The sequence below is a fragment of the Thermosipho africanus Ob7 genome (genome assembly GCF_003351105.1).
GTDB lineage: Bacteria > Thermotogota > Thermotogae > Thermotogales > Fervidobacteriaceae > Thermosipho > Thermosipho africanus.
This window is the reverse complement of the sequence record NZ_NKRG01000011.1, coordinates 1-21,588: the sequence shown is the minus strand read 5'-3', so window position 1 is coordinate 21,588 and position 21,588 is coordinate 1. Positions and strand designations below refer to the sequence as shown.

The 21,588-nt window shown below is 29.1% G+C and carries 23 protein-coding genes and 1 riboswitch; of the genes, 11 read left to right on the top strand and 12 right to left on the bottom strand.

Annotated elements, in window-relative coordinates; all coding sequences use genetic code 11:
• Position 1: 1 nt before the first annotated feature.
• The 8 genes from OB7_RS09270 to OB7_RS09235 are packed head-to-tail and all read right to left on the bottom strand — an operon-like array spanning position 2 to position 7,075.
• On the bottom strand, positions 2–346 hold the full coding sequence (locus OB7_RS09270) for a hypothetical protein (RefSeq protein WP_004103428.1): 345 nt from the start codon (positions 344–346) through the stop codon (positions 2–4).
• Positions 334–1,302: an NAD(P)H-dependent glycerol-3-phosphate dehydrogenase gene (locus OB7_RS09265; RefSeq protein ID WP_004103426.1), complete on the bottom strand. Its 969-nt coding sequence runs from the start codon at positions 1,300–1,302 to the stop codon at positions 334–336. Before OB7_RS09265 ends, OB7_RS09270 begins: the two co-directional genes overlap by 13 nt.
• On the bottom strand, positions 1,299–2,228 hold the full coding sequence (trmB, locus tag OB7_RS09260; protein ID WP_004103424.1) for a tRNA (guanosine(46)-N7)-methyltransferase TrmB: 930 nt from the start codon (positions 2,226–2,228) through the stop codon (positions 1,299–1,301). The genes OB7_RS09265 and trmB overlap by 4 nt, the downstream gene beginning before the upstream one ends.
• A complete protein-coding gene (locus OB7_RS09255; protein ID WP_114703133.1) occupies positions 2,225–3,352 on the bottom strand; it encodes a tetratricopeptide repeat protein in 1,128 nt (375 codons plus the stop codon). The genes trmB and OB7_RS09255 overlap by 4 nt, the downstream gene beginning before the upstream one ends.
• Positions 3,349–4,857: an NAD(P)H-hydrate dehydratase gene (locus OB7_RS09250; protein ID WP_114703132.1), complete on the bottom strand. Its 1,509-nt coding sequence runs from the start codon at positions 4,855–4,857 to the stop codon at positions 3,349–3,351. The genes OB7_RS09255 and OB7_RS09250 overlap by 4 nt, the downstream gene beginning before the upstream one ends.
• Entirely contained in the window at positions 4,838–5,326 is a 489-nt protein-coding gene (locus OB7_RS09245) for a lytic transglycosylase domain-containing protein (RefSeq protein ID WP_249031078.1), read from the bottom strand. Before OB7_RS09245 ends, OB7_RS09250 begins: the two co-directional genes overlap by 20 nt.
• 1 nt (position 5,327) lies before the next feature.
• Positions 5,328–6,026 carry a prepilin peptidase gene (locus OB7_RS09240; protein WP_114703130.1) on the bottom strand — a complete coding sequence of 233 codons (699 nt, stop codon included), beginning with the start codon at positions 6,024–6,026 and terminating at the stop codon, positions 5,328–5,330.
• The gene (locus tag OB7_RS09235) at positions 6,011–7,075 is read right to left on the bottom strand and encodes a tetratricopeptide repeat protein (protein ID WP_114703129.1); all 1,065 of its coding nucleotides are present in this window, start codon (positions 7,073–7,075) and stop codon (positions 6,011–6,013) included. The genes OB7_RS09240 and OB7_RS09235 overlap by 16 nt, the downstream gene beginning before the upstream one ends.
• 176 nt (positions 7,076–7,251) lie before the next feature.
• Between OB7_RS09235 and OB7_RS09230 the strand changes: the two genes are divergently transcribed.
• The 3 genes from OB7_RS09230 (at position 7,252) to OB7_RS09220 (ending at position 12,203) form a co-directional block, all read left to right on the top strand.
• Positions 7,252–8,613 carry a Do family serine endopeptidase gene (locus OB7_RS09230; protein ID WP_114703128.1) on the top strand — a complete coding sequence of 454 codons (1,362 nt, stop codon included), beginning with the start codon at positions 7,252–7,254 and terminating at the stop codon, positions 8,611–8,613.
• A 159-nt stretch (positions 8,614–8,772) separates the two neighbouring features.
• Positions 8,773–11,265, top strand: coding sequence for a glycogen/starch/alpha-glucan phosphorylase (locus OB7_RS09225; RefSeq protein ID WP_282956785.1), 2,493 nt, complete (start codon positions 8,773–8,775; stop codon positions 11,263–11,265).
• A gap of 77 nt (positions 11,266–11,342) precedes the next feature.
• Entirely contained in the window at positions 11,343–12,203 is an 861-nt protein-coding gene (locus OB7_RS09220) for a VIT1/CCC1 transporter family protein (protein ID WP_114703126.1), read from the top strand.
• On the opposite strand, the gene OB7_RS09215 is transcribed toward OB7_RS09220, so the two are convergent.
• Together OB7_RS09215 and OB7_RS09210 are read right to left on the bottom strand one after the other, a co-directional pair.
• The gene (locus tag OB7_RS09215) at positions 12,200–13,747 is read right to left on the bottom strand and encodes an ABC transporter permease (protein ID WP_114703125.1); all 1,548 of its coding nucleotides are present in this window, start codon (positions 13,745–13,747) and stop codon (positions 12,200–12,202) included. The genes OB7_RS09220 and OB7_RS09215 overlap by 4 nt on opposite strands.
• Entirely contained in the window at positions 13,720–14,697 is a 978-nt protein-coding gene (locus OB7_RS09210; protein ID WP_114703124.1) for a thiamine ABC transporter substrate-binding protein, read from the bottom strand. Before OB7_RS09210 ends, OB7_RS09215 begins: the two co-directional genes overlap by 28 nt.
• A 40-nt stretch (positions 14,698–14,737) precedes the next feature.
• Positions 14,738–14,849, bottom strand: a riboswitch (TPP riboswitch).
• A 217-nt stretch (positions 14,850–15,066) separates the two neighbouring features.
• On the opposite strand from OB7_RS09210, the gene ffh reads away from it, so the two are divergent.
• Genes ffh through lepB form a run of 8 tightly spaced genes read left to right on the top strand, consistent with a single transcriptional unit; the run spans position 15,067 to position 19,975 of the window.
• On the top strand, positions 15,067–16,374 hold the full coding sequence (ffh, locus tag OB7_RS09205; protein WP_012579325.1) for a signal recognition particle protein: 1,308 nt from the start codon (positions 15,067–15,069) through the stop codon (positions 16,372–16,374).
• A 23-nt stretch (positions 16,375–16,397) separates the two neighbouring features.
• Positions 16,398–16,682 carry a 30S ribosomal protein S16 gene (gene rpsP, locus OB7_RS09200; protein ID WP_004103399.1) on the top strand — a complete coding sequence of 95 codons (285 nt, stop codon included), beginning with the start codon at positions 16,398–16,400 and terminating at the stop codon, positions 16,680–16,682.
• Positions 16,679–16,903 (top strand): KH domain-containing protein, encoded by a 225-nt coding sequence (locus OB7_RS09195; protein ID WP_004103397.1) that lies wholly within the window; start codon positions 16,679–16,681, stop codon positions 16,901–16,903. The genes rpsP and OB7_RS09195 overlap by 4 nt, the downstream gene beginning before the upstream one ends.
• Positions 16,900–17,436 (top strand): ribosome maturation factor RimM, encoded by a 537-nt coding sequence (rimM, locus tag OB7_RS09190; protein WP_004103395.1) that lies wholly within the window; start codon positions 16,900–16,902, stop codon positions 17,434–17,436. Before OB7_RS09195 ends, rimM begins: the two co-directional genes overlap by 4 nt.
• Positions 17,433–18,173, top strand: coding sequence for a tRNA (guanosine(37)-N1)-methyltransferase TrmD (gene trmD, locus OB7_RS09185; RefSeq protein ID WP_114703123.1), 741 nt, complete (start codon positions 17,433–17,435; stop codon positions 18,171–18,173). Before rimM ends, trmD begins: the two co-directional genes overlap by 4 nt.
• A complete protein-coding gene (locus OB7_RS09180; RefSeq protein WP_114703122.1) occupies positions 18,163–18,729 on the top strand; it encodes an RNA methyltransferase in 567 nt (188 codons plus the stop codon). The genes trmD and OB7_RS09180 overlap by 11 nt, the downstream gene beginning before the upstream one ends.
• 19 nt (positions 18,730–18,748) lie before the next feature.
• Positions 18,749–19,096, top strand: a complete 348-nt coding sequence (gene rplS, locus OB7_RS09175) for a 50S ribosomal protein L19 (RefSeq protein WP_012579323.1) — start codon at positions 18,749–18,751, stop codon at positions 19,094–19,096.
• 6 nt (positions 19,097–19,102) lie between these two features.
• Entirely contained in the window at positions 19,103–19,975 is an 873-nt protein-coding gene (lepB, locus tag OB7_RS09170; protein ID WP_004103388.1) for a signal peptidase I, read from the top strand.
• Positions 19,976–20,096: 121 nt separating this feature from the next.
• On the opposite strand, the gene OB7_RS09165 is transcribed toward lepB, so the two are convergent.
• Together OB7_RS09165 and OB7_RS09160 are read right to left on the bottom strand one after the other, a co-directional pair.
• Entirely contained in the window at positions 20,097–20,882 is a 786-nt protein-coding gene (locus OB7_RS09165; RefSeq protein ID WP_114703121.1) for a Rossmann-like domain-containing protein, read from the bottom strand.
• Positions 20,883–20,884: 2 nt separating this feature from the next.
• Positions 20,885–21,502, bottom strand: a complete 618-nt coding sequence (locus OB7_RS09160) for an N-glycosylase/DNA lyase (RefSeq protein ID WP_012579320.1) — start codon at positions 21,500–21,502, stop codon at positions 20,885–20,887.
• Positions 21,503–21,588: the final 86 nt, after the last annotated feature.

The following is a 21,588-nucleotide window of genomic DNA, read 5'->3' as shown; positions in this document are numbered from 1 at the left end:
CTCACCTATCAAGTTTATGAATATATAAGAAGTTGTTATCATGATCAAAAACAATTGTTTTAGGAGTAAGGGTAATTGTTAAAATTTTAATTAACATTTGAAAGTCATCAGTGTACTTTTCTGACTCAATTACTTCCTTTTTTAAGATAGGAAGTATTAATGTTTCATATATAGATTTTGGAATATTAATGACAAGTTTATAAAAAACTTTTAGAAAATTAAATTTTCCTGGGTTAATAATTATATAAATAAAGATGGATATAATAATTGAAATATGATAGTTTTCTAGACCAAAGAAAGTTGATAAAAATAAAAAACCAATCATTATATTAATTATATGAGCCATTCTTTTTTTAAAGGCCTCCTCATAAGTTCAACCATAGAAGATTTAGGATTTTTGTTATTATATAATATTTCGTAAACTTCGTTTGCAATTGGCATCTCAATGTTTTTTTTCTTTGCAATTTCAACAACAGCTTTTACTGTGTAAATTCCTTCTGCAATCATTTTGTTATTTTTTATTAGTTCGTTTAAAGTAGTCCCTTTTGCTATTAATTCTCCAAACATTCTATTTCTACTGTGTCTACTATTACATGTTACCATTAAGTCACCAACACCTGGGAGTCCAAAAAACGTTTTTTCATCTGCTCCAAATATTTTTCCAAATTTAATCATTTCATGAAGTGCTCTTGTCATTAAAGCAGCTTTGGAATTATCCCATCCACCTAGACCGTCTAATATTCCAGCAGCAATAGCCATTACATTTTTAAGTGCGCCTGCTATTTCAACTCCAACTATATCTTCTGAGGTATAAACTCTAAAATAATCATTACTAATTAAAGACTGAAAAAGTTTTGCATTACTTCCTGAAACCGTAACTGCCGTTGGTATTTTATTTGCTACTTCTTCAGCGTGAGATGGACCCGAAAGTATTGAATATGGAGTATTCGTGAACTCTTCAATAATTTCTGAAACCCTTTTCAAAGTTTTTATTTCAATCCCTTTTGAAAGATTTAAAATACCTTTAATATTCCATACTTTAATGTTTTTAATCACGTCTCTAATAAATTGTACTGGAATAGCTATAACTAGAAACTCTGAAAACTCGATGATTTCATTTAAATCATTTGTTGCTTTAAAATTTAGTTTCACATTGGGTAAATAAGAATTCTTAGAATAATTATTTATTTCATCTACAACTTCTTTTCTTCTAGCCCAAACAAGCACATCATGACCACTTTCAACTAATAAATTTGCAAATGCACAGCCCCAGCTTCCTGCACCAAGTATTCCGAATTTCACTGAAGCACCTCCATAATTTTTTTTACAGACCATTTAACAGCAGGAGTTCTATATGGATTTGATTCACTATCTAGTTTTATTACCCAATTTTCATTGTCTTTTTGATAGAGCACTAAGAAATAATGTTGCGAAAAATCACCGTCAGAAGAAATAACTTTAAATATATGAGAATTAGAATCTAGTTCTTTATATACATTTTTTATCACAAAAACTTTATTATTTTCTTTAAATACTTTACCTTTAAGTAGTTTTATTTTTTCTTCACTTATCTTTCCAGATGCATGTGGCATTTTGTTAACACCTCCGATTAATCTACTAACCTTTATGCCTTTTATTTTTTTAACTACGAGTTTGAATATATCTCTATTGGATTTTATCCATTTTTTTTCATAACGAGTTAAAAATTCACGTCTAGGATTTTTTTCAATGTCAAACACTTCAAAATATCCTGAATTTTTAGCATTTTCAAAAGCCTCTATTGCATACCATTCCTGATCAGTTAGAAGTTCAAATTCTCCATTTTCAATAAGAACATCTGCTAAAGTTTCAAAAAAATCTTGAATTATAATTCGTCTGTGGGCCTGTGAGTTTTTATACCAAGGAACTGGAAAGTTCATAATAACTTTTTCTATTGAATTGCTATCAAAGAATTCTCTTAATCCAAATCTTGCATCACATAATATTAATTTTGCATTTGTTACATTGTTTCTTTTTAATTTTCTTTGAGCCTTTACCATTGAAGTAATTGAAAGTTCAAATCCGATATAATTTATGTTTTTATGTTTTTGAGTATAATATGCTGCAAATTCTCCATTGCCAAATCCAAGTTCAACATGAAGTGGGTTATTATTATCAAATATTTTTTTCCATTGTAATGGAAATTCTTCATGAAATTGAGGTTTTAACTCGTACTCAGGATAAATCATTTCAACCCTCCTAAGATCTTTATAAAATATTCTGCATGTTTTTTGTAAGTACTATTTGGGAATCTTTCAATAAAATCATTAAATAAAAGATAGGAATTTTCAAAATCTCCAATTTCATAGTAAATTAAAGCTCTATAGTAATAAACATCATCAATAAAATATAGATAATTAAGATTATTTGATAACGCTTTATCAATGATAGTTTCTAAGATGTTTTTAGCCATAATGTAGTTCTTTTGTTTATAGTATTGATATGCTATTAACCACATAAATCTTAAAGTTTCATTTGAATTAGGATCAAATTTTTCGAATAAGGTGTTCTGGCTATATTCATTTTTTAATGGAGAACTAGTCGATATTTTACTGGACATATAGTTTATTTGTGCTTTTAGTTTTTCAATTTCATTTTTAAGTTCTACAAAGTAATTATTAATGGTTGAACTGTTATCTTTTTCTAACATTTTTTGGCTACTTTCAACTAAAGAAGAAGTGTTCTTAAAAACTTCATTTGCTACATTATTTAGTTTTGAGAGTTCATTCTTAATATTGTAATAGTTTGATGTAATATTTGATTCTATATTATTTATTGAATTTTTGATAGAAAAAAATACAGGATTAAATAATGAAATGATTGTAAAAATTAATGTTACAACCAGAAGGCTCATAAAAATAATATTAAAATTGGAAGAATTAGATATTTCTTTTTTAAGAAAATAATTATTTTTTTCAAACTTTGAAAGCAAATCTTTTAAATATTGCTCATTTGATCTATTTTTTTCTTTTGTAGCTTTTTCAAGTTCAAAAATTATTAGCTGTGATATTTCTGGGATTTCACTTTTTATTTCATCATAGTTAATATTATCATCAATTGATGAGTAAATTTTGTTTAACAATTCTCCTAAATTTAGATTTTCAAGATTTTCAATATTATAAAGTGATTGTAAATCTGAATGAGAAAGATTTTTAAAAATTTCTAGTGCTTCCTCAAAATTTTTAATAAATAGATTGTATTCAAATTTTAAGAAAGGATATTCAGCTTCGATAATATCAATTATATTTTTAGCAAGTTCAAATTGCCTATCTTTAAGTAGTTTCCTTACAAATTTTATTAAGTTATAATTCATTCTTTCACCTCCGCTATGGCCTTTGGAATATTATTTAAAATTTCAGTTATTAGGTTGTAACCTTCGTATTCATAAAGCTCAGAAGCAATCCCAAGAATATAAACTGCTGCTAAGCTGCTTTCCAAAACATTACCGCTTTGCGCCAAAAAACCCCCAATTAGCCCACTTAGTATATCGCCACTTCCACCTTTTGAAAGTGAGGTGTTTCCCGTTACATTGAAAAATATTTTTTCTCCATCAGAAATAATGGTTGTAACATCTTTTAAAACTAGCAAAAGATTATATTTTTCAGCAGTTTCTTTGACAAGCTTATAATTGTATTTTACGGAATCTATATCAAGTCCTAAAAATTTTGATAATTCACCAGGGTGTGGAGTAATAATTATATTCTTTTTCTCAGAAAGTATATTTTTGTGGTTTCTTAATAAAGATATTGCATCTGCATCAATAACAGCAGGAGAATTTATATTTTTTAATAATTCTACAGTAAATTCCTCCGTTAAAGGATTTCTACCTATACCAGGACCTATTACAACCGAAGTTTTTTCATCAATATATGGAAGAATTAAGTTAATATGAGATTTGTCAAAATAATCTTTACTAATTGTTATCGGTATTATTCCAAGTTCGTGATTTAAAGCAACAGTAGTTGATTTTTCTGTAGAGAAAAGTATAACTTTTCCAGCGCCTGATCTAATAGCTGCTATTGAGCTAAGAACAGGTGCGCCAATATAATCTTTTGAACCACCAATAATAACAACTTTTCCATATGTTCCTTTATTACTTTCTTTAAATCTTTTTGGTATATTAAAATAATCTTTAGTAAGTAAGATTTTGTCACATGGGTTCAAATCTTGAAGTACTTTTGGAATACCTATTTTGACAACTTTAAGTTTTCCAGAAAACTCCCTTCCTGGAAATAAAATATGGCCAATTTTTGGGAATTCAAAAGTTACTGTTAGATCACTTCTAATTGCAGTGCCTAAGATTTTACCTGTATCAGCTGAAATACCCGAAGGAATGTCGACAGAGACGGTATAGTTTGAGTATAGGTTTATAAAATTAATAATTTCCGCATATATTCCTTTCACATCTTTCGAAAGTCCTACACCAAAAATGGCGTCTATAATAATGTCAGAATTTTTTATTATGTCAACAACTTCTAGTATATTATCATCCCTTAATTTAATTACTTCTCCCCCAAGGCTTTTAAATATATTTAAATTTGTTGTAGCCTCTGAAGTAATTTTTTCAGAAATTAATATTACTTTAACTGCTTCTGTATAGTTTAATAATTCTCTTGCTATAACAAGACCATCTCCGCCATTATTTCCAGGACCACAAAATACAGCATAACTATATTTTTCAAGGTTTTTAAATTCATTCCACATTACTTCAATTGTTGAAATGCCTGCTCGTTCCATTAAAATTAAACTATTTATTCCGAAATCTTTTATTGCTCTTTGGTCTAACATTTTAATTTCATTACTTGTTACTAATCTCATAGTTATCACTCCTATATAGGAATTTATATAAAGAATAAGCTTTCATTACTTTGTTGTAATAATTTGAACCAGCTGTTTTTACAATTTCATTTGAAGCATTAGGCCCAGTATTGTAATAACTAATTGTTTTTTTTAAATCTTTCGTAATATTGTAGAGATATTCCAAATATGTTATTCCTAATAAGATATTATCTTTTGGGACTTTTAAATTGTAATTTGTATTAAATTTATTGTTGATCCATTCGGCAGTTGAAGGTAGTACTTGCATTAATCCGTAGGCACCAACATTTGAAATAGCATTAGTTTTAAAACTACTTTCTACTTTAATAATACTCAAAATTAATAATTTATCGAAACTACTATTTGGTATAAGATCAATATACTTTATAGGGTGTAACTCGTATAAATAGAATATACAAGTTATTATAAGAAGAGAAATTAATAAGATGAAAAATCTCAAATTATTCACCTCAGTAATATTTTAACATAAAAAAATATAGAAAATATCCTGAAATTGAAATAAAAGGACCGAATGGAATAATTTTATTCTTCTTAATAAGTGCATAAATTAAAGCTGAAATTGATGAAAATAGCAATAAATAAATGCTTAAAGGAGGGATTAAAAGAAATGAAAATGGTGCAATCAAATAAATATCTCCTTCCCCAAGGCCTTCTTTATATATTTTTTTTATTACTAAAAAAACAATCATTATTGTAATAAATGAAAAAGTTTTAAGGAACCATAATTCGTGTCTTAATAATAAGTCTATAACACTTACTACCCATATTAAAATCCATGAAAAATCAGGTATCATCATTATTGAAAAATCAATGAATATAGCTGGAATTATAGCAAATACAATAATATTTAGCAATATTGCTTCTGTATAATTAAAAAGAATACTATGAATTAGGAAAAGAATTCCAACAATACATTCAACAAAAAAATATCTAAAAGGAATTTTTGAACCACAATATCTGCATTTACCTCTAAGTAAAAGATAACTTAACAATGGAATATTATCATACCACTTTAATTGATGATTACACATAGGGCAAAAAGAGCGTGGAGGATCATAAATTTTAATACCCTCCACGCTTCTATAAATAATTACATTTAAAAAACTACCTAATATTATACCTAAAAGAAAATTTAAAAAATACCACAAAGTTCTTTCTCCTTTTTTGTTAGATATTTATCAAAAATTTCCTTTTTACCAAACAAATACCAAAAATCATTTTGTTTGAGTTCTTCATAATATTTTCTTGCCTCTTCTATTTTTCCCAATTTTATGTAAGGAACAACTAATAATGCTTTTAGATGAAGTGAATCAATTGTATTATCAATCATTGGTTCAATTACTTCAACAATTTCATCATAGTTATTATATTTCATCTTTATTTTAGCCCATATTTCAATTCCATTTGGATCAATTGGTTTTGCATTAAGTATTTCTTTTTCAACCATATCAGCCTCTTTAGTTTTGCCCATTTCTCTGTAAATTTGAGATAATTCATACATCGCAATAATGTTATTATTGTCAATTTCTAAAAGTTTATTTAGAATATTTGCAGCTTTTTCATAATTTTTCATTCTTGTATATGCATCTGCAATCATGAAATAAGTGAATATGTCATTTGGAGAATATTCAATTTCTTTAAGCCAATAGCTTATAGCTTTTTCATAATCTCCTTGGTTATAGTAAACTTCACCTAATGTTGAATATGATTGCACGAGCCAAGGATCTATTTCAACAGCCCTGTTAAGAAATTTTATTCCTTCTTCAATATTTCCTAATTCAATATGTATGCTTCCTAGAAAATCATAAGCCGGGGCAAAATTTTTGTCAACCTTAATAGCAAATTCTAAGATATTTTTAGCATCACCTAGTAGATCTTTATCAGCATATTCTATAGATAATTCATAAAGTCCATCAACAGTCGCATGTTGGAAAAGTTCAGGTGTTATGTTTTTTTCATTGAAGAAAGAAACAAGCTCAGACCAAATTATTGGCGAATAAAATGAGTCATTCAAAATGGTTATGTTTTTCTCTATAAATTCTAGATTTTCGATCTCGTTTAAAAATGCTTTGTCATTAAAATCTTTTTTCATATTATACCAATCTCCACCATAAAACAAATCTCTCAACATAATATACAATGGCGATTCATCAGTTATTGTAATAATTTTATCTTTTACCATCATTTCAACCTTCATAATTATCACCTCCAAATAATTGTTACCTTACATTTACATTATAACATAATATGTAAAAATTGAAAACAATATTTTAGAACTTAATAGTGATATTTAAAGTCAAATACTTCAGAAAATGCCAGAAAATGTAAATAATCATTGAAAAATCAATTTTACAGAAACTGGAGGTGATTTTTGTGAAGAAATTTTCTACTATACTGATTTTAGGATTTGTTTCATTATTAATTTTTTCATACGTAAATCCTGATTATGTTAGTCCAGTTACAAAGGTAGTTGAAGAAGCTGCACCGGCAGTTGTAAAAGTTGAGGCAACAGTTTATTCAACCTCATATATTGATCCATTTATTGAAGATTTCTTTAAAAGGTGGTTTGGCGATATTCCAAAACAATATCAACAAAAAGGAACAAGTCTAGGTTCGGGTTTTATATTTGATAAAGAAGGTTACATTTTGACAAATTTCCATGTTGTGGATGGTGCTGAGGAAATTAAAGTGAGTTTATTGGATGGAACAGAATATAAAGCCGAATATATTGGTGGAGATAAAGAACTAGATATAGCAGTTTTAAAAATTAATCCCAAAGGTAGTGATTTACCTGTTCTAGAATTTGGTGACTCAGATAAAATAAAAATTGGTGAATGGGCAATTGCTATAGGTAATCCATTGGGGTTTCAACATACAGTAACTTTAGGAGTAGTTTCAGCTGTTGGTAGAAAAATACCAAAACCGGATAATTCTGGTTATTATACAAACTTAATTCAGACTGATGCTGCAATTAATCCTGGTAATAGTGGAGGGCCATTGTTAGATATTCATGGTCAAGTAATAGGTATAAATACTGCAATTATAGCACCTTCTGAAGCAATGAATATAGGTTTTGCAATTCCAATCAATACTGCAAAAAGATTTATTGATAGCATTATAAAAACAGGTAAAGTTGAAAAAGCTTATCTTGGAGTATACATGCAAACAGTGACGGATGATTTAAAGAAAGCTTTAGGATTAAAAGTTAGTAAAGGAGTTTACATAGCACAAGTCGTTAAGAATTCTCCGGCAGAAAAAGCAGGTTTGAAAGAGGGAGACGTTATACTAGAAGTTGAGAATATGTCAGTGTCTTCTGCAGGTGAACTTGCATCTATTATTCACAATTATACTCCAGGTTCAAAAATAAAAATAAAAATAGATAGAAAAGGTAAAGAAATAGAGATTGAAGTTATTTTAGGTAGAGCTGAGGAAAGCTTTGAAGAAGAGGTAGAAGCTCAGGAATTTGCAGGAATTATTGTAAAAGATATTGACAATGCAGATAGAGAAAAGTATCAGATACCTGAGGAAGTAAATGGTGTAATTGTAGTGAAAAGTAAAAATGGTTTTATAAAAGAAGGATATGTGATTTACAAAATGGCTATAAGTGGTAAAACATACAAGATTGAAAATATAAATGACTGGAATAATACAATAAAAAATGTTAAAAAAGGAGATTATGTTGCTTTCTTCTATTATTATAAAGGAGCTACAGGGATCTTTTCATTCGGATACTAATTTTTTTAATAAACCGGCTTTTTAGCCGGTTTTTTTGTTTTATTTGAAAATTATAATTAGAATCTTCTTTTTTCTTGACATTTTGTGATAATAATTATAAAATTGTATTGGTTTTTAGTAAAAATATATTGGAAACGATTCCGAATGGAGGTATATATGATGGACGTTTCAAAAAAATTAAAAGATGAGAAATATAGGACTTCAAAAAAGGTAAAGGATTTAAAAGAAAATTTTATTGATCATCTTAATTTAACTCTAGGGAAAGATTTTAAAAATGCAACGATGTGGGATAAGTTTTATGCATTATCTTTGGTAGTCAAAGATAGGGTTTTGGAAAGGTGGTTAAAAACTCAGAAAAAATACTATGAATCGAATGATGTTAAAAGGGTATATTATTTATCTATTGAATTTCTTATGGGCCGTCTTTTATACAATAATATATTAAATTTGAAAATTGATAAAGAAATAAAAAAAGCAATGGATGAAATTGGACTTAGCTTAGATGAGCTTTCTGAGATTGAGCCAGATGCAGGTCTTGGAAATGGTGGGCTTGGAAGATTAGCTGCTTGCTTTTTAGATTCAATTGCTACTTTATCATATCCGGGATACGGATATGGTATTAGATATGAATATGGTATATTTAAGCAACTAATAAAGGATGGATTTCAAGTCGAGGTTCCTGATGACTGGCTAAAAAACGGAAATCCATGGGAGATAGAGAGAAAAGATAGAGCAGTTAAAGTAAAATTTTTTGGTAGGACTGAAAGTTATAATGATAAAGAAGGAAATACTCGATTTAGATGGGTAGATACATATGATGTAATAGCTCTTCCGTATGATACTCCTGTTGTTGGATATGGTAATGACGTTGCAAATACATTAAGATTATGGTCTGCTAAGCCAATTACTGAGTTTGATTTTGATAATTTCCAAAAAGGAAATTACGTAAAAGCTGTTGAGTCTCAAGCAATAGCTGGTGCAATTTCAAAAGTGTTGTATCCTAATGATGCATTTTATGCAGGAAGAGAGTTAAGGTTAAAACAAGAATATTTCTTTGTTTCAGCTTCAATCCAAGATATCATTAGAAGATTTAAAGCTCAGTTTGGTAATAATTTTGACATTTTCCCTGAAAAGAATGTAATCCAGCTTAATGATACCCACCCAGCATTGGCAATTCCAGAGTTGATGAGAATACTTGTAGATGAAGAATTCTTACCCTGGGAGAAAGCTTGGGAAATAACAACAAAAACTTTTGCATATACCAATCATACTGTTATGCCTGAAGCATTGGAAAAATGGGAAGTTCATCTTTTAGAAAGATTGCTACCAAGACATTTAGAAATTATGTATGAAATTAATGCAAGGTTTTTAGATAATGTTTCAAAGTATTATCCTGGAAATGTTGAGAAGATTAGAAATGTTTCAATTTTTGAAGAAGGTCATGTTAAACAAGCGAGAATGGCTAATTTGTCTGTAGTTGGATCATTTTCAGTAAATGGTGTTTCAAAACTTCATACTGAAATATTAAAAGAACGTGTATTTAAAGATTTTTATGATATATGGCCAGAAAAGTTTAATAATAAGACAAATGGTATTACTCAAAGGCGATGGTTATTACAAAGCAATCCTGAACTTTCGAAGTTGATTACTGATACGATTGGTGATGAATGGATTGTTAATTTAGATCATCTTAAAAATTTGGAGAAATATGCAGACGATAAAGTTTTTTTAAATGAATTTTATAAAGTAAAACAAAATAATAAAATTAGATTATCAAATTATATTAAGAAAGAATTGAATATCGATGTGAATCCTGATTCTATTTTTGATGTTCAAGTTAAAAGACTTCATGAATACAAAAGACAATTGTTGAATGTAATGCACATAATTTATTTATATCAAACATTAAAAGAAAATCCTGGGCAAGATATATACCCACGCACATTTATTTTTGGTGCAAAAGCAGCTCCAGGATATAGAATGGCAAAATTAATTATAAAATTAATTAATAGTGTAGCAGATGTAATAAATAATGATAAAGAAATTGCAGGTAAGATAAAGGTAATCTTTGTACCAAATTATAATGTCTCTCTTGCTGAAATAATAATTCCAGCCGCAAATGTTAGTGAACAAATTTCGACTGCTGGTAAAGAAGCTTCTGGAACAGGAAATATGAAGTTTGCATTGAATGGAGCACTAACAATTGGAACTCTTGATGGTGCAAATATAGAAATAAAAGAGTGTGTTGGTGATGAAAATATATTCATTTTTGGATTGACTGCAGAACAAGTAGCTAAACTCAAGGAAAGCAGATTATATAATCCATATGAAATATATTTAAGAAATGAAAATATTAGAAAGATTTTAGATGCTATTAATAACGGTTATTTTAATAAAAAAGATCCGGATCTCTTTAAAGATATTTTCCAATCACTTTTATTCGGTTTAAATGGAGCACAAGCAGATGAATATATGCTACTTGCTGATTTTGATAGTTATAAAACAAGACATAAAGAGATAGATTTTATATACAGAGATAAGTATAGATGGAATAAAAAAGCGCTTTTGAATGTTGCACGGGTAGGTATGTTTTCTAGTGATAGAACTATAAGAGAGTATGCTAGAGATATTTGGAAAGTTAAAAGTATATAAATTATATAAAATAATATTGTTGCCGAGCTATTTAGCTCGGCATTTTTATGCTAAAATAAATATTAGGAGGTGTTTAAATGTATAAAGAAAAGTACTTAATTCAGTTTCAGAAAAATGAGATTACTGAATATTATGTTTATAAAAAACTTGCAAGTTTTTCTAAAAATAAGAGAAATAAAAACATTTTAATAAAAATATCAGATGATGAATTAAAGCATTATTATTATTTTAAAAAATACACAAATAAAGAATTAAGACCAAATATTTTTAAAGTATGGTGGTATACATTTTTGTCATTTTTATTTGGCTTAACTTTTGCATTAAATGCAATGGAAAAAGGTGAAGAATCAGCACAAAAAAAGTATAAAGAGTTTGTTGGAAAAGTACCAGAAATAAATAAAATAATTAACGATGAGAATGTTCATGAAAAAGAGCTTTTATCACTAATTGATGAAGAAAAGATAAATTATATAAGCTCAATGGTATTGGGATTGAATGATGCACTTGTTGAACTTACGGGAACGCTTGCTGGATTGACTTTTGCTTTTCAAAATTCAAGAATGGTGGCATTATCTGGAATAATTACAGGAATTGCAGCATCACTTTCAATGTCTGCTTCTGAATATTTATCTCAAAAAGCAGATAAGAATTCTCAAAATCCATTAAAAGCAGCTATATATACTGGAATTGCTTATATTTTAACGGTTATATTTCTTGTAATACCTTATCTTGTTTTTTCCAAACCAATGATTTCTTTATCTTTTTTAATTATAAATGCAATAGTTGTTATATTATTGTTTTCATATTTTGTTTCTGTTGTTCAAGAAAAAACATTTAAACAATATTTTTTAGAAATGTTTTTAATTAGTTTTGGTGTAATGATTGTATCATTTATTATAGGGATTATAGCAAAGAGATTATTCAATATTGAAATTTAGTCATTTTTGTTTTTGTTTCTCAAAATTTCAATAATTAAAAACAAAATTAACACTATTATAGAATAAATAGAGTTAAGTGCTCTTGCTTGAGGGATTTTCCTTGAACTAAGAAGTCTATATATTGAAATGGAGAAGGTAGAAACCGGAGGGGTAGATAAGGTAATGGTTGCAGACATTTCTCCTAAAGAGAGAGTAAATGCATAAACAAAAGCGGTAAGTATATGATATTTCATTTGAGGAATTCTAATTTTGAAATTTAAAACAAATGAATTAGCTCCATCAATTAACGCTGCTTCTTCTGAAAACTCATCTAATGTTTTCCAACCACTGGAAATAATTCCGAAGACAATAGGAAGACTTATGAGTGTGTAAATTATTGGTATGGCAACAAATTGACTTATTCCTATGGCAATATATGAAAAAGCAAGTGTTACAGGTGAAATTGCTGCAGGTATTAACATTATGTATTCAAGCTTAAATTTTTTTCTTATGTTATAAAAAGAAGCTATCATTGATATTAAAATTGTAAGTAGAGATGCAGATATTGAAAACATTAGAGTAAAAATAATCATCGATTGAAAACTAGTTCCAATATAGCGTTTAAGATCTATTGAAAATAATAACTTAAAATTTTCAATCCCAAATCCCCCACCATATTTAATAAAACCAGAAAGGAGTGAGTAAATAAGAGGAATAAATATAAATATAGTTGTTATTAATAGATAAAGATAACCCCAAATTGGGAATTTTTCTTTCAGAGCTTTTCCTGATAAGAATGTATGTCTTTCAAATGATAAAATATATGAAATGAGCGATATTAATATTATTTGCACAATTGATAAAGTTAGCGCACTTTTAAAATCAAACAAGATTTTTGTATACATATAAATAGCAACTTCAATAGTGGAATATTTTATACCACCTAATATTAGTACAACTGAAAAGCTCGTAAATGTATATACATATGTCAAGAGAAATGCCTTTAAAATAGATGAAAGAATTAATGGAATTTCAATTTTAAAAAAGATTAATAAATTATTTGCACCATCTAGTTTCGCAGATTCTATAATACTGGAATCTATTTTTTCCCAAGTTTCGCCAACTATACGGATAAAAAGCGGAAAATTGTAAAAAACATGACCTATTATTATAGCAGAAAAAGTATAAAGTAATCGTTGGTTAAACCCAAAGAGCTTAAGAAAATTTGTTATTATTCCATTATTTCCAAATGTCATTAAAAAACCTATGCTCATTGTTACTCCCGGTAAAATAAAAGGAATGGCTGACAGTATTCTAAAAGTGGATTTTAAATACTTATTCATTTTTGTTCTAGCGACGATATATGCTCCAGGAAGGCCTATAACGGTTGCTAATATAGATGAGATAAAAGCTTGGTAAATAGTGAATTTGATAATATTAAAATTATCCGAAATTGAGTCTATATTTATACCACCTATCTTTATAAATAAAAAAGTAAATGGGAGGATAACTCCTCCCATTATAAACGTAATTGGAATTAACCACCAATTACTTCTTTTGTCCATTCTTTTAAAATCCTTTCTTGATTCATATAAATATCTTCTTTTATTTCAAGAACTTTTTTTATTTCAGGAACATATTTAAAAGCTTCAGGTAACTTTACATTTGTAACAGGAAGCATCCATTGATTTAAAGGGACTTTTTCTTGAAAATCATCTGAAAGTAGAAATTCTATGAATTTTTTTGCAAGTTCTTCATTTTTGGCATTTTTTACGAGTGACGCATATTCTACTTGAACAAATGCTCCTTCATCTAAAATTACTGGAACGTATTTAACGTTACCATAGTAATAATAACTGTATGCACCATCGGTTGCATAGCTAACCATAATATCAGCTTCACCTGATTCTAACATTTCAAATGCTTCGTCCCATCCGGGGGTTATTGTCAATAAATTGTCTTTAAATTTTGACCAAAAATCTAGATATTTTTCATTAAATGCAGCAATAGTCCATAGAAGAAAACTAAGACCAGTGCTTGAAGTCCTAGGATCTTCAACAACGATTTTTCCTCTAAATTCATCTTTTAAAAGATCGTTAAAGCTTTTTGGTGGATTTTTAATTTTTTCTTTGTTATAAACAATAGCAATTGCACCAAAATCATATGGAGTACCGTATTCATTATACAATTCTGGATATTTTAGCAAGGATAAATTTTCAGGTTTAAACTTTTGAACTAGATCATTTTCAATGGCTCTAATTAATAATGCTTGATCAAGCCCAACTATTACATCAGCTTTAGGATTGTTTTTTTCAAGCATAAGTCTTGAAAGCACAGTTCCAGCATCGCCAAAAGATAAAAGTTCTACTTTACAACCATACATTTTTTCAAATATTGGAACAATTTCTTTACCAATGCCAGATACAAAACTGTCATATGTATAAACGACAAGTTTTTCTGCTGAAAATAAAATTACTGAGATAGTTAATATTAAATAAATAAGTACTTTTTTCATATAACCCCTCCTTTTAAAAAAAAATTCCCTCCTTGATCGGAGGGATTTTGCATCCCATCCCTCCGCCGGTATTACCCGGTTCAGGTTCTAAGGGTCGAAGGTTTCCACCTTCCTCTCAGCCCCGGATTTATGGAGCTCCCCTTGGGATATTTCTATTATACTATATCTTATAAAGTACATCAATAAAATATCCTCTATAATATGTTACTATAAAGTTAACTAAAAACTATCAGTTAAGTTAAGCGACAACTTTTACTTAACATTATTGTTACGTATAATTTTGAATAATTTTTCAATCGGCTACAAAAATTTAATTGAATTAGTAAAAAAGTATTATATACTAATGAAGGTGAAGGAAGGTGATTGAAGTTGTTTGAAGGTTTGCAAGAAAAACTTTCTAAAGCTTTTAAGACGCTTTCGGGAAAAGGAAAAATCACTGAAAAAAATATAAAAGAAGCAATAAAAATGGTAAAGCTGTCATTGCTAGAAGCTGATGTAAACTACAAGGTGGTAAAGGAATTTATTGCAGAAGTAACTGAAAAAGCTACTGGTGAGGAAGTATTAAAGTCCTTAACTCCGGATCAGATGTTTATAAAAATTTTAAGAGATGAATTAATTAGAGTTATGGGGGAAAAATCTCAATTAAGTCTTGTGCATTCACCCTCTTACATTATGATGGTTGGACTTCAGGGAAGTGGTAAAACTACATCGGCAGCAAAACTTGCAAATTTGCTTAAGAAAAAAGGAAAAAAAACATTTTTGGTTGCTGCTGATACATATAGACCTGCTGCTATAGACCAATTAATAACGTTAGGTAAGAAAATTGATGTTCCAGTGTTTTATGGTGATCGAAAAGATCCAGTTAAAATAGTTCGTGAGGCTATAAAAGAAGTTAAAGACAGTGGATACAATGTTGTAATTTTTGATACTGCGGGGCGTTTGCATGTTGATGATGAAATGATGAATGAATTGGAAGAAATAAAGGACATTCTTAATCCAGATGAAATATTGATGGTTGTCGATGCCATGGCTGGGCAAGATGCTGTAAATTCGGCAAAGATTTTTAATGAGCGATTGGATGTTACAGGGTATGTAGTTACAAAGATGGATGGAGATGCAAGAGGTGGTGTAATACTTTCGATAAGGTATATTACTAATAAACCAATAAAATTTATAGGAGTTGGAGAAAAGATAGAAGACTTAGAAGAGTTTCACCCGGAAAGAATTGCTAGTAGAATTTTAGGTCTTGGAGATGTTTTAAGTTTAATTGAGAAAGCTGAGCAAGAACTTGATAAAGATAAAATGCAAAAACTAGGCAAAAAGATGCTTAATGCAGAATTTACACTTGAAGATTTTCAAGAGCAATTAAAAGAGATAAAAAAGTTAGGTTCATTATCAAAAATTGTAGAGATGTTGCCAGGTAGTCCGAAAGTGGATATAAATCAGAGTGAAAAAGAATTGAAAGTGATTGAAGCAATAATTAATTCAATGACACCTGAAGAAAGAAGAAATCCAAAAATTTTAAATGCGAGCAGAAAAAAAAGAATAGCAAAAGGTAGCGGTACAAGTGTTCAAGAGGTAAATAAACTTCTTAAAAACTATGAGGAAATGAAAAAAATGATGAAAATATTTAAAAAAGGAAAATTACCATTCAATCTAAAAGGATTTAAAATTTAAAAAATTTGATGGAGGTGTTTAGAGTGGTAAGGATAAGATTAACTCGTATGGGAAAGAAAAAGCAACCATTTTACAGAATTGTTGTTGTTGATCAAAGAAAAAGAAGAGATGGTGCATACATTGAAAGTTTAGGTTACTATGATCCAATCAAGGATCCATATATTTTGAATGTTGATGTTGATAAGGCTGTAGAATGGATTATGAAAGGTGCACAGCCAAGTGATACTGTAAGGAATTTATTGAGAAAAGCAGGAGTGTTTAAAAAGGTTGATGAGCTTAAGAGAACAAAGAAGGAGGAAAATAAATGAAAGAACTCCTTGAGTATATGCTCAAGGGGATTGTAAAAAATCCCGATGAGGTTGTCGTATTGGAGTTTGAAGAAAGTGGAAAAAAGGTGTTTGAAATATCCGTTAATCCTGAGGATGTTGGTCAGGTTATTGGAAAAGATGGAAGAACAATAAAGTCAATAAAAATTTTGTTATCCTCTATAACGGATGAAAACAACTTTATTTTGAAGGTGGTAAGATGATAAATACTCTCCGAGAGCTTTTAAGCGGAAAGGTTGCAGTTGCAATTTTAGGAAAAACACATGGGCTCAAAGGAGAGTTAAAATTGCATCCATTCACTAATTTTCCAGAAATTATTGAGTCTTTGGAAGAGATTTTTCTTTATAATGAAAAAACAAAACAATTTATGGTTGCAACTGTAGAAAATTTAAGATTGGCTGATGGTTACTACATCATTAAATTAAATGGTGTCGAAAATGTTGAAAATGCTAGAAAATTTGTAGGCTCTAAAGTATATATCAATAAAGATGAACTGCCAAATTTATCGAAAGATGAGTATTATTTCTTTGAAATAGTTGGAAGTCAAGTTATTGATGAATCGGGAAAAGTTTTAGGTGTTGTTGATGAAGTCATACAAACAGGTAGTAATGATGTAATAGTAGTAAATAAAAATAAAGAAGATGAAATTTTGATACCTGTAATTTATGATTATATTATAACTTTAGACAAAGAAAATAAAAAAATTGTTGTTAAAGTACCGGAGTGGTTGGATTGAAAATTAGTGTTTTGACAATTTTTCCAGAAATGGTTGAAGTAATAAAAAAATATGGAGTTATTTCACGAGCTGTTCAAGAGAATAAAATAGAGATTAACATTTTTAATTTGAGAGATTTTACAAGTGATAAGCACAGAACTGTGGATGATTATCCTTTTGGCGGCGGTCCAGGAATGGTTATGAAGCCAGAGCCATTCTTTAGGTTTTACGACTTTTATGTTCAAGCTTTTGGAAAGCCTCATACAATTTTAACTAGTCCACAAGGAAGGACTTTCAATAATGATCTTGTCAAAGAGTTAAGTTTGAAAGAGAATTTATTAATAATTTGTGGTAGATACGAAGGAATTGATGAAAGAGTAATGGAGTTAGTCGATGATGAAATATCAATTGGAGATTATGTTTTAACTGGTGGAGAACTTCCAGCTATGGTAATGATTGATGCAATTTCGAGGTTTGTTCCAGGGGTAATTTCTGATGAATCAGTAATAGAAGAGTCTTTTAATACTGGTTTATTAGATCATCCTCATTATACGCGTCCAAGAGAATTTAATGGCAGAAAAGTTCCAGAAGTATTATTGGAAGGCAACCATGAGAAAATTGAGCTTTGGAGAAGGAAGATGTCTTTAAAAAAGACTATGCAAAGAAGACCAGATTTATTTTTAAAGAAAGAATTTGATGAAGTTGATAAAAGGGCATTGCTTGAACTTTTTAGGGAGTTGATTAATAGTGTTAAGTAAGTTGTATATTGCTTTAATTCATTATCCTATATTAGGCAGAGATGGTAAAATTATTTCAACAGCAGTAACGAATTTAGATATACATGATATTGCACGAACAAGTAGGACATATAAAATTAAAAAGTATTATTTAGTTAATAATCTGCCTGCACAGCAAGATATTGTAAAAAAGGTTTTAGAATATTGGAGAGAAGGATTTGGAAAAGAGTATAATCCAAATCGTTCTGAAGCACTTTCATTAGTTGAATTGAAAGCTTATTTTGAAGATGTAGTAGAAGATATTGAAAGAATAGAAGGGCAAAAACCTATTATAATGTTTACTTCTGCTAAAATGCGAGAAAATACGATAAGTTTTGAAGCGGGAAGAAAAATGGTACTTGAATCAGAAAAACCTATTTTAATATTGTTTGGAACAGGTTGGGGAATGCCCAATGAGATATTGTCCAAATGCGATTATGCATTAGAACCAGTAAGAGCAAAAAGTGATTTTAACCATTTATCTGTTAGAGCAGCAGTTGCTATTATTCTTGATAGATTAATTGGAGAAAATGTATAGTATAAAGGGAGGGATTAACATGAGTATGGATAACCTTGTTAGAATTATTGAAAAAGATCAGATTAAGGATGTTCCAGAATTTAGACCTGGTGATACAGTAAAAGTTTATGTTAGATTTAAAGAAGGAAACAAAGAAAGAACACAAGCATTTGAAGGAATTGTAATTTCTATGAGAGGTTCTGGCATTAGCAAAACTTTTACAGTTAGAAGAATTGGTGCAAATGGTATTGGTGTAGAAAGAATTTTCCCATTGTATGCTCCAATAATTGAAAAGATTGAAGTTGTTAGAAGAGGGAAGGTAAGAAGAGCAAAATTGTACTATTTAAGAGAAGTACGCGGAAAGGTGAAAATTAAGGAGAGAAGGTAATTAACAATGAAAAAATCTCCTAAAGAAATTGCCAAAGAAATTGTGATTACACTTTTGTATGCAATTGTTGCGGCAACCATTATTAGATTATTTGTTTTTGAAACTATGTTGGTCCCCACAGGATCTATGATCCCAACGATTAATATTGGGGACCGCCTTTTTATTGAAAAAATTACATATCAAGCACGTGAGCCAGAAATTGGTGAAATCGTGGTATTTTGGACTCCATTTAGGGATGAAAGAGCAGAGCAAATGTTAAGAACATTTGACAAGTTTATGGATTTATTTGCTCCATCAAAATTTAAGGGGCATGTAAAATATGTAAAAAGATTAGTTGCTAAAGAAGGAGACATAATTACTTTAAAGAATGTAGATGGTAACTGGAAATTATTTGTTAACGGCAAAGTTCCAGAAAACTTAAAGAATGTTAATTATCAACCTGATGGTATTTTCAAATATCCTAATTTGTGGAAATATTTAGATCAAGCAAGTAGGTTAAGAGATAATAAAACTGAATATAGAAATTTTTTATATAATATCGCACTTAAAAATGGAGCAGAGCTTGCAAATACTATATTCAGTATAATTGGTGGGATAGATCCTGTCCCATATGGAATACCATATCATGAATATGTAGATGAATATTTAAAGCCAAAGAATATTGATTTTGATGATTATGTATGGACTGAAAATGGACAGGTTTATATTAAAATTCCAGAAGGTTTTTACTTTTTCATGGGCGACAATTCAAAAGAAAGTTTAGACAGCAGATATTTTGGTTTTGTTCCAAAAGAAGCAGTGATTGGAAGACCTATATTGAGAATTTGGCCTTTCCAAAGTTTTGGACCAGTGCAACCATTGCCAAAATTAAATAACTAATTAAAATTAATAGAAATAATCTGAATGAGTTATAGAAATTCTAAAAAAAGCCCCATCCTATTTATATTGGATGGGGTTTTGTAGTGATATTTTATGAAACAACTTTTATGAAAAACAATTATTATTGAATTAATACAACTTTTTCAACTGCTTTTTCAGCAATGATTTTTTTAGTTCCAGCTCCATGTGATATAAGTTTGAATAACTTATCTGAATTTAAAACATTAATTCCTGCAAGTAATTTAACTGGAAAAACATCGGGAACTAAAGTAGTAGAAGGCCCAACAATTGCAACCTTATCAGTTTTTACATAATTTAGTATCCAATCTATAGAGCCATTTACAATTGCAGAACCTGAGATAACAACAACTGAACATTTGGGAAGTAGATCAACTATAGCCCAATCAGGTAAAATTTCATCACTACCTTTTCTATTTCTATCGAATATTAATATATCCCAAGCTTTAGGCTTCCATAGGCTTATTAAAGGATCAATTCGACCTATAAAACCTACTGTATCATCAAGATTAACATTAATATATTGACTTAAATCACCTAGAGAATACATACTTTTAATTTCATTAGTTGAAAATACGGCATTTAATGTTGCATAAGCAACAGATCTTATTAAAGGATCAGGAGAAAATAGACCAATATTTAGAACCTCTTTTACTCTCATTCCTGGATTTATCTTGCTTACTGGATTTCCAAAATCACCAGTACATTTGAAAAACTCCTCACATTTTCCGAGAGTATCTTCACGTAATGTATAGCTTACACCGCATCTTCCATCACTTAATAAAGCTGCTGAGAGACCAAGACCTATTATGTAATCTTTAAGTGTTTCATTGTTAATATATTTAAGAGCTTCGTCGTATAATTTTTTAGAAAATGTCAGAATAATCACCCCTATTTTTCGACTTTCCCTTTAATATAATACCAAACATATAAATCAAATTTTCCAGGACATTCACCAAATTCATTTGAAATTTCATTAAAAATTTTCTCAATTTCAAGGTATCTTTTTTTACTCCATGATTTTGGAATTTCATGAATATATTTATATTTATGCAGAATTCTTAAAATATGCTTATCTAAAATAGCAACTTCACAAAAACCTATATTTCTTAAAAAGTGTGAAGCTTCTTTCCATCCAATACCTTTTATATTTTTTACAAGATATTCCCTTATGGTATATACATCATAGCTCTTAATAAGATCGATTAACTTTCCTACAATCCACCTATTTTCATATATATATTTTGCGCGAGCTTTAGGAAAACGATGCCCGACTTTTTTTAAGGCTTTTTCAAGATCAGAGAGTGAAAGGGTATAGAATCCATCTCCAATTTCTTTTTGGGCTTTAATACCACCGGAAGCAGACCAGTTTGCAGTCAAAACGCAAAAGGATAACTCAGAAAATAATAAGAGCTCATCATTACTGTTTTTTAATTTTAAAAATTCATTCCAACGATTTTCAACAAGTTCTTTTGCATCAAAATAAATTTTTTTAATTTCTTCAACCATAGAATCACCGCTTTATTCAAATATGTATAGCCCACTTACCTTCAAAAGCACCAAGAAGTGTTTCAGTCAGTGTTGGATGTGGATGT